The organism is Achromobacter deleyi, assembly GCF_016127315.1.
Classification (GTDB): Bacteria; Pseudomonadota; Gammaproteobacteria; order Burkholderiales; family Burkholderiaceae_B; genus Achromobacter; species Achromobacter insuavis_A.
Map to the genome: position 1 here is coordinate 211,257 of NZ_CP065997.1, position 12,190 is coordinate 223,446.

Here is a 12,190-nt window from a genome sequence, read left to right on the forward strand (position 1 = left end):
CCGGCGGGAATACCCAGGCCGACGCCATGGCGGCACTCACTCGGGCAGCGCCGGCGCGGTCACCCAGCCAAACCCCTGCAACAAGCCCAACAGGCAACGGCGCGCCACCGCCACCACCTCATCGCGCAGCGCATCGGCGCGCCAGCCCATTTCGATGGCGTAGCCCGGCATGGCGATCGGGCACGGCAGCAGCCGCAGGCCCGCGACCTCGGCCAGCCCGCGCGCCGCATGCGCCGGCAGGGTGGCCAGCGCCTCCCCGCCGCGCAGCAGGAACGCCAGCGCCGAGAAATGCGTGGTCGCCGCCAGCACCCGCCGGTTCAGGCCCAGGTCGTGCAGCACTTCATCGACCACGCCGATAAAGCCGCCCGACGACACCAGCACGTGCGCACGCCGGGTGAAATCCTCCACTGACAACGCGTCCTGGCCCGGCGCCAGGCTGGCCGGGTCAACCAGGCAGGCATAGCCGCCCTGCCCCACGGTCACGCGCTGCAACGCCGGCGCGGTCAGGCCGCCAGAGGCGATCACCAGATCGACCTCGCGCGCCATCAGCATGTCGGCCACCAGGCGGCTGTGGGTCTGGCGGAAGATCAGCCGCAGCCCAGGCGCCGCCACGGCCAGCGCCGCGATCGCCTCGCGCCCCAGCGCGATCTCGAAATCGTCCGACAGCCCCAGCGTGACGGACCGCCCGCCGAATCCCGCCGCGCCCGGCCGCGCCAGCGACAGGCTCTGCCGGCACTTGTCCAGCGCCTCGCCGATGATCGGCCGCAGTTCGCGCGCCCGCAGGCTGGGCGACAGGCCGCGTCCGGTGCGCACGAACAGCGGGTCGGCGTACAGCACGCGCAGCCGCGCCAGCGCCGCGCTGACCGCCGACTGGGTCACGCCCAGGCGCAGCGCGGCGCGGCCCGCGCCGCCCTCGTCGTAGATCGCCTCGAACACCTTGAGCAGGTTCAGGTCGGTCGACTCGATATCGATTTGGTTCATATCATTTATCGCCAGGCAGGATTGATTGATTTTAGGCCGCCCCCGACACTAGGACGCATCGACTCCCCTCCCCCGTGAAAAAGGAACCCCCATGACCGCCACCACCGTCGCCGCGCTGCAGATCGGCGCCTCGCCCGAAGGCAAGGAAGCCACCCTGGAACGGATCCTGGCCTTCGAGGGCGAGATCGCCGCCTCGGGCGCCACGCTGGCGGTCATGCCCGAGGCCCTGCTGGGCGGCTACCCCAAGGGCGAGATCTTCGGCACCCGCCTGGGCTACCGCCTGCCCGAAGGCCGCGAAGCCTACGCCCGCTATTACCAGAACGCCATCGACGTGCCCGGCCCCGAGACCGACGCGCTGGCCGCGCTGTCGCAACGCACCGGCGCCAGCCTGGTGATCGGCGTGATCGAACGCGCCGGCAGCACCCTCTACTGCACCGCGCTGTACTTCGATCCCGCCACCGGCCTGGCGGCCAAGCACCGCAAGCTGATGCCCACCGGCACCGAACGGCTGATCTGGGGGCAGGGCGACGGCTCCACCCTGCCCGTGCTGGAGACCGCAGCGGGCCGCATCGGCGGCGCCATCTGCTGGGAAAACCACATGCCGCTGCTGCGCACCGCCATGTACGCCAAGGGCGTGCAGATCTGGTGCGCGCCCACCGTCGACGAACGCGACATCTGGCAATGCTCGATGCGCCACATCGCCCACGAGGGCCGCTGCTTCGTCATCAGCGCCTGCCAGGTGCAGCCTGCGCCCGCCGAGCTGGGCCTGGACGTGCCCGGCTGGGATCCGCAACGCCCACTCATCAACGGCGGCTCGCTCATCGTCGGCCCGCTGGGCGACGTCCTGGCCGGCCCGCTGCATGGCCAGACCGGCCTGCTGGCGGCAACCATCGATATCGACGAACTGGTGCGCGCGCGCTATGACTTCGACGTGGTCGGCCACTATGCGCGCCCCGATGTCTTCACCCTGGAAGTGGACGAACGCGCCCGGCAGACCGTGCGTTTCATCGGCTGAGTTTTCCACAGCGGCGGCCTCGCATGACGGGCCGCCCGCCTGCTGATGGTATAGTCACGCCCGCCGGATACCGCAGCGCGCTCGCGCCGCACACCAGGTATCCCATTGCGGCTTCCTGTCGGAATCCCAATGCCCGAGTGGTGAAATTGGTAGACACAAGGGACTTGAATCCATTTGAGCCCTCCGGAGGAAACTCCAGAGGTGTAGCCCGTCAAACTCGGCGAATGCCCTGGACCTGTTCCGAGCCAACGCCGAGCCAAGCCCGGTTCGAAAGAACCGGGAAGGTGTAGAGAGCAGACGGCGGGCACCTAAGGCCGCAAGGCTATGGTGAAGGCGTGCTCCAGACCACGAACGGCGCTTGACGCGCCGGCGGCGAAAGCCGAAGTGGTACGAAAATCCCTCGGCCGCAAGGCCGTACCGGTTCGATTCCGGTCTCGGGCACCATTGCCGTCCCCTTGATCCGGAGACCTGCGTGAAAGCTGCCGCATTGTTCACCCTGATGTTGCTGTCCGCGGCCTGCTGGCCGGGCGGCGCGTCCGCGAAAGACACGCCGGCCGCCAAGCCCGCCTTCTGGCAACGCGGCGCGGGCCAGCCCTACGAGGTGGCCGACAGCACGGTATGGGACGTGCCCGATCCCGTCTCCGGGCGCGCCTACCAGGTGTTCGTCGCGCTGCCGCCCTCCTACGCCGATCAACCGCAGCGCCGCTATCCGGTGCTGTACGTCACCGACGCCGACTATGCCTTCCCGATCGTGCGGCAGATCGCGCGGCGCCTGAATGGCGAAGGGCCCGCGGTGGAGGAATTCATCCTGGTCGGTCTTTCCTACGCGAAGGGCGACGGCGGCATGCACAGCCGGCGGCGCGACTACACGCCCACGCCGGCCGGCACGAAGGACGCCCCGGCCGCCGACATTCACGGCGAATCCGCGGCCTATATCGCCTATCTGCGCGATGGCGTCGTGCCGTTCATCGCCAGCCGCTACCGCACCGACGAGCAACGGCGCCTGTTCCTCGGGCATTCCTACGGCGGCCTGCTCGGCGCCGAGATCCTGCTGAGCGATCCGCGCCTGTTCACGGGCTACATCCTGGGCAGCCCGTCCCTGTGGTACGACAAGCGCTACATGCTCGGCCGGGAGGTCGCCTATGCCACCGGCCACAAGGATCTGCCGGCGCGGGTCTACATGTATATCGGCGAATACGAGGAAGTCCGCAAGGGCGATCCCCGCTATGCCAGGACCTACAACATGGTGTCGGACACGAAGACATTGGAAGCGGCGCTGAAGTCCCGCCGCTATCCGTCGCTCAAGCTGCGCGTCGACATCCTGAACAACGAAAACCACCTGACCGTCGCGCCTCGCGGCTTCACGCAGGGCCTGCTATACCTGCTGCCCGATTCTCGGCGCTGACCCCCGATCTTGACCACCCTGCCCGCCACCCCGCCCTTCATCGTCCTGGACGCCTGCGTCCTCATGTCCGGCATCCTGCGCCGCCTGTTGCTGCGCCTGGCCGAGGCCGGCGTGTTCCAACCCGTCTGGACCGAACGCATCGGCGAGGAATGGCGCCGCAACGCCTGCCGCATCTGGGACATCCCGCCCGAGGTGATGGCCGAGTTCTGGGCCGAGATGAACGCCCGCTTCCCGCAGGCCATCGAACACGACACCCAGGTCTACGAAGCCGCGCTGCGCTACAGCGATCCCAAGGACTTCCACGTCATCGCCGCCGGCCTGGCGCGCCGCGCCCGCTGCGGCCTGGCGCAGACGCCCGTGGTGCAGGTGCTGACCTGGAACCTGAAGGATTTCAACCGCTCGGAACTGCGCCGCCAGGGCCTGGACGTCTACAACCCGGACCGCATGCTGGCGCAGTGGTGGCAGGACGGCGCCGAGCGCATGCGCGACGCCATCGCGCGGATCCCGGCGGATTACATCGCGCTGGGGCGCGAGCCCGAACCGCTGGCCGCGACCTTGCATCGCGAGCGGCTGTACCGGCTCAAGAACCAGGTGGGACGCGATCCGCGGCTAAGCGGCGCCTGACTCAATGATCGTGGTTGCTGGCCGCGAAGCCGGCCGCGTTCAGGATGTCGATCACTTCCTGGATGTGCTCCGGCCCGCGCGTCTGCAGCACGAAATCGACTTCCACGTTGCGCACCGGCAGTGAGGTGAACGCGCGCTGGTGATGCACTTCGGTGATGTTGGCCTGCGCGTCGGCGATCAGCTTGGTGGCGTGCGCCAGCGCGCCCGGCAGGTCGCGCAGGTCGACGCGGATGCGGGCCAGGCGGCCGGCGCGCACCATGCCGCGCTCGATCAGTTCGCCCAGCATCAGCGGGTCGATATTGCCGCCCGTCAGCACCAGGCCGATGCGCTTGCCCTTGAACCGCTCGCTGCCCGCTTCCTGCGCGCGCAGCAGGGCCGCCAGGCCGGCCGCGCCGGCGCCTTCGACCACGGTCTTCTCGATTTCCAGCAGCACCACGATGGCGTGCTCGATGTCGGCCTCGCTGACCAGTTCGATGTCGTCGACCAGCCGGCTGACGATGGGCTGCGTCAGCCCGCCCGGCGATTTCACCGCGATGCCTTCGGCGATGGTGTACTGGCCCTGCGGCATCGACACGCCCTTGACCGCGGCGTACATGGCAGGAAAACGCTCGGTTTGCACCCCGATGATCTCGATGCCGGGCTTGAGCGCCTTGGCCGCGGTGGAGATGCCCGAGATCAGGCCGCCGCCGCCGATGGCGATCACCAGCATGTCCAGCTGCGGCTGGTCTTCCAGCATTTCCAGCGCCACCGTGCCCTGCCCCGCGATCACGGCTTCGTCGTCGTAGGGATGGATCATGATCAGCCCGCGCTGCTGGGCCAGCTCGTAGCCATGGGCCTTGGCGTCGTCGAAGGTATCGCCGGCCAGCACCACCTCGGCGCCAAAGCGGCGTGTGTTGGCGACCTTCACCGTGGGCGTGAAGCGCGGCATCACGATCACGGCCGGCACGCCCATGCGCTGCGCATGGTAGGCCACGCCCTGCGCGTGGTTGCCGGCCGACACGGCGATCACGCCCGCGCGGCGCTCTTCTTCCGACAGCGTCAGCATGCGGTTGAGCGCGCCGCGCTCCTTGAAGCTGGCGGTGAACTGCAGGTTCTCGAATTTCAGCCAGATCTCGGCGCCGAAGATGTCGGACAGCGTGCGCGACAGCGTGAACGGGGTCTTGAGCACCTGGCCGCGCAGGTTTTCGCGGGCGGTCTGGATGGAAGCGATATCGATCACGATGGAAATCCCGTTAGCGCACCGGCAGGAAATTGAAGAGTAAAAGGCCTTGCGCGTAGTTGATGCCGATACGGCGTGAATTCTCGCCGAGCAGGTTGGCGATCAGGTCGAGCCGGCCGATGATGGCGCCGAATTCGCGCTCGAAACTGAGGTTGGTGGCCTGCGGCGACATTTCATTGGCCAGCAGCAGCGGCTCGCCCTGATTGTTGCGGCGCGACGCCAGCAACCAGGCCGCCGCCTCGACGTTCCGTGCGGCATTGTAGACCCGCTGCCCGTCGAGCGCGTCGGTGGCGTACAGGCGGGTCTTGCCGTTGTGGGCGGCGATGATGGTGTCGGCCAGCCCGTAGATGAAGGCGCCGACCCGGTCGCCGCTGTAGTTGGGGTCGAGCGAGACCGCCAGGATCTGGATGTCGTGCAGGCCGCTCAGGTCGGCTGGCGGGATGCGCACCTCGATCGCGTGCCGTACCCGCGCCACCGCGGTCGCGTGGTCAGGCGCGCCGGTCTTGCGCCATTCGCGCGGATTGCGGCGGTAGAGCTTGTCCAGCAGGCTGTAGAGGCTGGCCAGGTTGTCGCGCACCTCGAGCGTGACGGTGCGGTTGAAATCGGTCTGGACCAGCTGGTCGGCCGACATGCCCTCGCCCTTGGGCGAGCCTTGGCCCGGCCCCGGCGGCGACATGCAGCCCGCCAGCAGCGGCCCGAGCAGCAGCATCGCGGCCGCCGGCGCTCGCCATCGCGTCATGCTCGATCCATCCGTATCCCCCTGTCTGGCGCCTGGCCGGCTCATGCCGCGCCGGCGCTCGTGTCACGCGCAAGACTTTACCGTAAGGGACGCGAAGATGGGAGATGCGAGGGATTCGAAGACGAAAGAAGATGAATCACCGCGGGGCCGCGCCAAAGAAAAACGGCGCCTCGCGGCGCCGTTCTTCAGCAGGGAAAGGCAGGCCTTATTCGGCTTGCGGTTCCGCTTGCGGGGCCGCTTCGGCAGCGGGTTGCTGCTGCTCGATGCCACCGATTGCCTTGATGGACAGGCGCAGGCGGCCCTTGTCGTCGGCCTCGATGACCTTGACGCGGACTTGCTGGCCGACCTTCAGCACATCGTTGATGTTGGCGATGCGGTAGTTGGCGATTTCCGAGATGTGCAGCAGGCCGTCGCGGCCCGGCAGCACTTGCACGATGGCGCCGAAGTCCAGCAGGCGCAGGACCGAGCCGTCGTAGACCTGGCCCACTTCGACGTCGGCGGTCAGCTCGACGATGCGGCGCTGGGCTTCCTTGGCCTGCGCTTCGTCGACGCTGGCGATCACGATCGTGCCGTCGTCGGAGATGTCGATCTGGGTGCCGGTTTCTTCGGTCAGCGCGCGGATGGTGGCGCCGCCCTTGCCGATCACGTCGCGGATCTTCTCGGGGTTGATCTTGATGGTCAGCATGCGCGGGGCGAAAGCCGACAGCTCGCCGCGCGAACCGTCCAGCGCTTCCTTCATCTTGCCCAGGATGTGCAGGCGGCCTTCGCGGGCTTGCGCCAGCGCCACTTGCATGATTTCCTTGGTGATGCCCTGGATCTTGATGTCCATCTGCAGCGCGGTGACGCCGTTTTCGGTGCCCGCGACCTTGAAGTCCATGTCGCCCAGGTGATCTTCGTCACCCAGGATGTCGGTCAGCACGGCGAACTTGCCGCCGTCCAGGATCAGGCCCATGGCCACGCCGGCCACGTGATCCTTGACCGGCACGCCGGCGTCCATCATGGCCAGCGAGCCGCCGCAGACCGAAGCCATCGACGACGAGCCGTTGGACTCGGTGATTTCCGACACGATGCGGATGGTGTACTGGAAGTCTTCCGGAGCCGGCAGCAGCGGAATCAGCGAGCGCTTGGCCAGGCGGCCGTGGCCGATTTCGCGGCGCTTGGGCACACCGATGCGACCGGTTTCGCCGGTGGCGAACGGAGGCATGTTGTAGTGCATCATGAAGCGGTCACGGTACTCGCCCATGAGCGCGTCGATGATCTGCTCGTCCTGCTTGGTGCCCAGCGTGGCCACGACCAGCGCCTGGGTTTCACCGCGGGTGAACAGGGCGCTGCCGTGCGCGCGGGGCAGCACGCCCAGGCGCACGCTGATGGGACGCACGGTGCGGGTGTCGCGACCGTCGATACGCGGTTCGCCGTTCAGGATCTGGCCGCGGACGATGGCCGATTCCAGCGAGAACATGATGTTGTCGACGGTCACGGCGTCCGGCAGCGCCTCGCCCTTTTCGGCGGCGGCGGCGGCCAGCTTGGCCGACACATCAGCCGACACTTCGCGCAGCTTGGCGGTGCGGGCCTGCTTTTCGCGGATCTGGTAGGCGGCGTTCAGGCCTTCCTGGGCGGCCGCGGTCACGGCGGCGATCAGGGCCTCGTCCTTGGCGGGCGCTTGCCAGTCCCAATCGGGCTTGCCGGCGTCCTTGACCAGTTCGTGGATGGCGTTGATGACGGCCTGCATCTGCTCGTGGCCGTAGACCACGCCGCCCAGCATGATTTCTTCGGACAGCTGGTCGGCTTCCGATTCCACCATCAGCACGGCGTTTTCGGTACCGGCGACCACCAGGTCCAGCTTCGACGACTTCAGCTGCGACGCGGTCGGGTTGATGGCGTACTGGCCATCGATGTAACCCACGCGGGCGGCGCCGATCGGGCCGTTGAAGGGGATGCCGGAGATGGCCAGGGCGGCCGACGCGCCGATCATGGCGGCGATGTCCGGATCGATTTCGGGGTTGACCGACAGCGTGTGGATGACCACCTGGACTTCGTTGTAGAAGTCTTCGGGGAACAGCGGACGCAGGGGACGGTCGATCAGGCGCGAGGTCAGCGTTTCCTTCTCGGACGGCTTGCCTTCACGCTTGAAGAAGCCACCGGGGATGCGGCCCGCGGCGTAGGTCTTCTCGATGTAGTCGACGGTCAGGGGGAAGAACGTCTGGCCGGGCTTGGCCTTCTTGGACGCCACGACAGTGGCCAGGACGACGGTGTCCTCGATCGACACCACAACGGCGCCGGAGGCCTGGCGAGCGATTTCGCCAGTTTCCAGGACGACCGTGTGCTGGCCGTACTGGAACGATTTTGTCACTTTATTGAACATGACGATTATTCCTTACAAATGAAAAACCGTGGCCGTCGCGACATGCGTCGCACCGACCACGGTTGCGTCATGGGGAGCCAGCCCCGTCGATCACTTGCGCAGACCGAGTTTTTCGATCAGTGCGCGGTACGAATCGGGATTGCGGCCCTTGAGATAGTCGAGCAGCTTGCGGCGACGGCTGACCATACGCAGCAGACCGCGGCGCGAGTGATGGTCCTTCATGTGTTCTTTGAAGTGACCGGTCAGCTCGTTGATACGGGCGGTGAGCAGAGCCACCTGAACTTCGGGGGAGCCGGTATCGCCTTGAGCGCGTTGGAACTGCGCAACGATATCGGATTTCTTGATGTCAGCTACGGACATTGATGACCTCTTCGGACATGCGACAGGGCCGAGGCGCCCTGACGTGGTTTGGAAAAAATCGCTGCCGGCGGTAAGCGTTGTTGCGTTCTCACTGCTGCTTCGAGACTGCCCTGGCAATGCCGGAAAACAAGGCCAGGGCCCCATTTCGATCCGATCCAGTCCAGCCCCGTTGCCGGCGCAAAGCATCGTGCAAAATCAATACACTTGATAAAGCCCGCTGATTATAGCCGATTCGCTAGAATTACCCCAGTGGCACCGCCGACTCGCCGCCGGATGTCGCGCCGCCATCCCGGCGGGAGGCCCCAGGAGCAACAATATGTCAAACTATTACAAACTTGCCCGCACTACCCTGGCCGCCGCGGCCCTCGCCAGCCTGGCCGCCTGTGCCAACCTGGCCCAGGTCGCCCCCGGCACGCCCCTGGCCGACGTCCAGGCCCAGTTCGGCCAGCCCAACTTCGAATGCCCGCAGGCCAACGGCGGCCGCCGCGTGATCTGGACGCAACAGCCCATGGGCCAGTACGCCTGGGGCGCCAACGTCGGCGCCGACGGCCGTGTCGACCGCGTCATGCCGCTGCTGACCGACGCCCACTTCAAGGTGCTGGAGCAAGGCCAATGGAGCCCCGATCGCGTGCGCTGCGAATTCGGACCGCCCGCCCGCATCGAGGAAGCCGGCCTGGGCGAAAAGCGCGAAATCGTGTGGTCTTACCGCTACAAGGAAAACGGCGTCTGGAATTCGCTGATGTACGTCTACATGGGGCGCGACGGCAACTCGCTGACCCACTTCCACCCGGGCCCGGACCCGATGTACGACGATGACCGCTTCATGTGGCGCTGAGCCGCCCCGGTCCGCCAATGAAAAACCCGCCTTCCGGCGGGTTTTTCATTGCCAGGGCCCAGCTCAGGAAGACTGGCCGCGGCGCTCCTGCTGCAGCCGGCGGGCGCGGTTCCAGCGCCAGGCCCAGATGACCCAGCCCGAAAAGCCGTACAGCACGAACAGGCCGAACAGCACCACCGGGGGATCGCTGGAGACGAACACGAACACCGCCACCACCAGCAGGATGCCCCAGAACGGCACGCTGCGGCCCAGGGCGAAGCTCTTGCCGCTGAAGAACGGGGCGTTGGACACCATGGTGATGCCGGCGTACATGGTCAGCGTGAACGCGACCCAGGCCATCACGCTGTCGTGGATCGGCAGCTTGTTGTCGACCGCCAGCCACACGAAGCCGGCCACCAGCGCCGCCGCCGCCGGGCTCGGCAGGCCCTGGAAGTAGCGTTTGTCGACCACCGCGATATTGGTGTTGAAGCGCGCCAGGCGCAGCGCGGCCCCGGCCACGTAGACGAACGCCGCCAGCCAGCCCCAGCGGCCCAGGTCGTTCAGGATCCATTCGTACATCACCAGCGCCGGCGCCACGCCGAACGAGGTCATGTCGGACAGCGAGTCATATTGCTCGCCGAAGGCCGACTGGGTATTGGTCAGGCGGGCCACCCGGCCGTCCATGCCGTCCAGCACCATGGCCACGAAAATGGCGATGGCGGCGACCTCGAAGCGGTTGTTCATGGCCTGCACCACGGCATAGAACCCCGCGAACAACGCCGCGGTGGTGAATGCGTTGGGCAGCAGGTAGATGCTTCGGTGGCGGTTCTCGGAATCGCGCATGGAAAAATTGGGCATGGTCTCAATTACTTACGACAGACATTGAAAGGTTAACTCATCTGGCCCCGCAACGGGCCGCAGCAAGGGCCATGCCCGCCACGATCCGGCCCGCCGGCGCGAAAAACCCGCCCGCGCCCCGCTGGCGCGCCCGCCTCGGGCACTTTCCGCGCAAATAAAAACGGCATGCCCTCGCGAGGCATGCCGCTTTCGGCCGGCGCGCGCGGGGCGCAAACCCCGCGCGCAAACCGGAATCAGTTCTTGGACTTGTCCACCAGCTTGTTGGCGGCGATCCAGGGCATCATGGCGCGCAGCTTGCCGCCCACCACTTCGATCTGCGATTCCGCGTTGATGCGGCGGCGCGAGGTCAGCGTCGGGGCGCCGGCGGTGTTTTCCAGGATGAACTTCTTGGCGTATTCGCCGGTCTGGATGTCCGTCAGGCACTGGCGCATGGCCTTGCGGGTGTCGTCGGTGACGATCTTCGGGCCGGTTTCGTACTCGCCGAACTCGGCGTTGTTCGAGATCGAGTAGTTCATGTTGGCGATGCCGCCTTCATAGATCAGGTCGACGATCAGCTTCAGTTCGTGCAGGCACTCGAAGTACGCCATTTCGGGCGCGTAGCCGGCTTCCACCAGCGTGTCGAAACCGGCCTTGATCAGTTCGACGGTGCCGCCGCACAGCACGGCCTGTTCGCCGAACAGGTCGGTTTCGGTTTCTTCGCGGAAGTTGGTTTCGATGATGCCGGCACGGCCGCCGCCGTTGGCGCTGGCGTACGACAGGGCCACGTCACGCGCGGCGCCCGACTTGTCCTGGTAGACCGCGACCAGGTGGGGCACGCCGCCACCCTGCTTGTAGGTGTTGCGCACCGTGTGGCCGGGGGCCTTCGGGGCGATCATGATGACGTCGATGTCTTCACGCGGCACGACCTGGCCGTAGTGGACGTTGAAGCCGTGGGCGAAGGCCAGGGCGGCGCCCGCCTTGATGTTGGCGTGCACTTCCTTGTTGTAGACCGAGGCGATGTTCTCGTCGGGCAGCAGCATCATGACGATGTCGGCCGACTTGACGGCTTCCGCCACTTCCTTGACGTCCAGGCCGGCGTTGGCGGCCTTGTTCCACGAGGCGCCGCCCTTGCGCAGGCCGACGATGACCTTCACGCCCGACTCATGCAGGTTCTGCGCGTGCGCGTGGCCTTGCGAGCCATAGCCGATGATGGCAACGGTCTTGCCTTTGATGAGGGAGAGATCGCAGTCTTTGTCGTAGAAAACTTTCATGGGGTGCTCCAGATATCTTGGATATTCGTTGGTTCGTATGTAGGGTGCGGCTTGGCCTGGAAGGCCGGTCAAATCTTCAGAATCCGTTCACCGCGGCCGATGCCGGACACGCCGGTGCGTACGGTTTCAAGGATGGCACTGCGGTCCAGGGCCTCCAGGAAGGCCTGTACTTTTTCCTGCACCCCGGTCAATTCGATGGTGTAGGACTTGTCGGTCACATCGATGATGCGCCCGCGGAAGATGTCCGCCATGCGCTTCATTTCCTCGCGTTCCTTGCCGACCGCGCGCACCTTCACGAGCATCAGCTCGCGCTCGATGTGCGCGCCTTCGGTCAGGTCCACGACCTTGACCACGTCCACCAGGCGGTTCAGGTGCTTGGTGATCTGCTCGATGACTTCATCCGAGCCGGTCGTGACGATGGTCATGCGCGACAGCGTGGCATCCTCGGTCGGCGCCACGGTCAGGGTCTCGATGTTGTAGCCCCGCGCCGAGAACAGGCCGACCACGCGCGACAGCGCGCCGGGCTCGTTTTCGAGGAGGACGGAAATCACGTGCTTCATGGT

General features: G+C 66.5%; 12 protein-coding genes. 4 read left to right on the forward strand and 8 right to left on the reverse strand.

Annotation, left to right across the window (positions count from 1 at the left end; all coding sequences use genetic code 11):
- Positions 1 to 36: 36 nt before the first annotated feature.
- A complete protein-coding gene (locus I6I07_RS00815) occupies positions 37 to 981 on the reverse strand; it encodes a LysR substrate-binding domain-containing protein (protein ID WP_198485377.1) in 945 nt (314 codons plus the stop codon).
- A 91-nt stretch (positions 982 to 1,072) separates the two neighbouring features.
- Here I6I07_RS00815 and I6I07_RS00820 point away from each other — a divergent pair, with 91 nt between their 5' ends.
- From I6I07_RS00820 to I6I07_RS00830, 3 genes are all read left to right on the forward strand, one after another.
- On the forward strand, positions 1,073 to 1,996 hold the full coding sequence (locus I6I07_RS00820; protein WP_198485378.1) for a carbon-nitrogen hydrolase family protein: 924 nt from the start codon (positions 1,073 to 1,075) through the stop codon (positions 1,994 to 1,996).
- 472 nt (positions 1,997 to 2,468) lie between these two features.
- Entirely contained in the window at positions 2,469 to 3,401 is a 933-nt protein-coding gene (locus I6I07_RS00825; RefSeq protein ID WP_232625846.1) for an alpha/beta hydrolase, read from the forward strand.
- 63 nt (positions 3,402 to 3,464) lie between these two features.
- Entirely contained in the window at positions 3,465 to 4,025 is a 561-nt protein-coding gene (locus I6I07_RS00830) for a PIN domain-containing protein (protein ID WP_232626152.1), read from the forward strand.
- A 1-nt stretch (position 4,026) separates the two neighbouring features.
- Here I6I07_RS00830 and I6I07_RS00835 read toward each other — a convergent pair whose 3' ends face one another.
- The 4 genes from I6I07_RS00835 to rpsO form a co-directional block, all read right to left on the reverse strand.
- Positions 4,027 to 5,244: a threonine ammonia-lyase gene (locus I6I07_RS00835; protein WP_198485380.1), complete on the reverse strand. Its 1,218-nt coding sequence runs from the start codon at positions 5,242 to 5,244 to the stop codon at positions 4,027 to 4,029.
- A gap of 13 nt (positions 5,245 to 5,257) precedes the next feature.
- The gene (locus I6I07_RS00840; protein ID WP_198485381.1) at positions 5,258 to 5,983 is read right to left on the reverse strand and encodes a hypothetical protein; all 726 of its coding nucleotides are present in this window, start codon (positions 5,981 to 5,983) and stop codon (positions 5,258 to 5,260) included.
- A gap of 205 nt (positions 5,984 to 6,188) precedes the next feature.
- Positions 6,189 to 8,345: a polyribonucleotide nucleotidyltransferase gene (gene pnp, locus I6I07_RS00845; RefSeq protein ID WP_198485382.1), complete on the reverse strand. Its 2,157-nt coding sequence runs from the start codon at positions 8,343 to 8,345 to the stop codon at positions 6,189 to 6,191.
- Positions 8,346 to 8,435: 90 nt separating this feature from the next.
- Positions 8,436 to 8,705: a 30S ribosomal protein S15 gene (rpsO, locus tag I6I07_RS00850; protein WP_006223612.1), complete on the reverse strand. Its 270-nt coding sequence runs from the start codon at positions 8,703 to 8,705 to the stop codon at positions 8,436 to 8,438.
- Between the two features lie 316 nt (positions 8,706 to 9,021).
- Between rpsO and I6I07_RS00855 the strand changes: the two genes are divergently transcribed.
- The gene (locus I6I07_RS00855) at positions 9,022 to 9,540 is read left to right on the forward strand and encodes a hypothetical protein (RefSeq protein WP_198485383.1); all 519 of its coding nucleotides are present in this window, start codon (positions 9,022 to 9,024) and stop codon (positions 9,538 to 9,540) included.
- 63 nt (positions 9,541 to 9,603) lie between these two features.
- Here I6I07_RS00855 and pssA read toward each other — a convergent pair whose 3' ends face one another.
- The 3 genes from pssA to ilvN all read right to left on the reverse strand — a co-directional run bounded on the left by pssA (position 9,604) and on the right by ilvN (position 12,187).
- A complete protein-coding gene (pssA, locus tag I6I07_RS00860; protein WP_006389119.1) occupies positions 9,604 to 10,377 on the reverse strand; it encodes a CDP-diacylglycerol--serine O-phosphatidyltransferase in 774 nt (257 codons plus the stop codon).
- 233 nt (positions 10,378 to 10,610) lie between these two features.
- Positions 10,611 to 11,627, reverse strand: a complete 1,017-nt coding sequence (ilvC, locus tag I6I07_RS00865) for a ketol-acid reductoisomerase (protein WP_198485384.1) — start codon at positions 11,625 to 11,627, stop codon at positions 10,611 to 10,613.
- Positions 11,628 to 11,695: 68 nt separating this feature from the next.
- Positions 11,696 to 12,187 (reverse strand): acetolactate synthase small subunit, encoded by a 492-nt coding sequence (gene ilvN, locus I6I07_RS00870; RefSeq protein WP_006217868.1) that lies wholly within the window; start codon positions 12,185 to 12,187, stop codon positions 11,696 to 11,698.
- Between the last annotated feature and the right edge of the window lie 3 nt (positions 12,188 to 12,190).

What these genes read in the sequence shown, in the direction of transcription:
- I6I07_RS00830 (WP_232626152.1), top strand. Translation starts at nt 3,465, where the DNA reads ATGTCCGGCATCCTGCGCCGCCTGTTGCTGCGCCTGGCCGAGGCCGGC.
- ilvN (WP_006217868.1), bottom strand. Translation starts at nt 12,187, where the DNA reads ATGAAGCACGTGATTTCCGTCCTCCTCGAAAACGAGCCCGGCGCGCTG.
- I6I07_RS00840 (WP_198485381.1), bottom strand. Translation starts at nt 5,983, where the DNA reads ATGACGCGATGGCGAGCGCCGGCGGCCGCGATGCTGCTGCTCGGGCCG.
- rpsO (WP_006223612.1), bottom strand. Translation starts at nt 8,705, where the DNA reads ATGTCCGTAGCTGACATCAAGAAATCCGATATCGTTGCGCAGTTCCAA.
- I6I07_RS00815 (WP_198485377.1), bottom strand. Translation starts at nt 981, where the DNA reads ATGAACCAAATCGATATCGAGTCGACCGACCTGAACCTGCTCAAGGTG.
- pnp (WP_198485382.1), bottom strand. Translation starts at nt 8,345, where the DNA reads ATGTTCAATAAAGTGACAAAATCGTTCCAGTACGGCCAGCACACGGTC.
- I6I07_RS00855 (WP_198485383.1), top strand. Translation starts at nt 9,022, where the DNA reads ATGTCAAACTATTACAAACTTGCCCGCACTACCCTGGCCGCCGCGGCC.
- I6I07_RS00820 (WP_198485378.1), top strand. Translation starts at nt 1,073, where the DNA reads ATGACCGCCACCACCGTCGCCGCGCTGCAGATCGGCGCCTCGCCCGAA.
- ilvC (WP_198485384.1), bottom strand. Translation starts at nt 11,627, where the DNA reads ATGAAAGTTTTCTACGACAAAGACTGCGATCTCTCCCTCATCAAAGGC.
- pssA (WP_006389119.1), bottom strand. Translation starts at nt 10,377, where the DNA reads ATGCCCAATTTTTCCATGCGCGATTCCGAGAACCGCCACCGAAGCATC.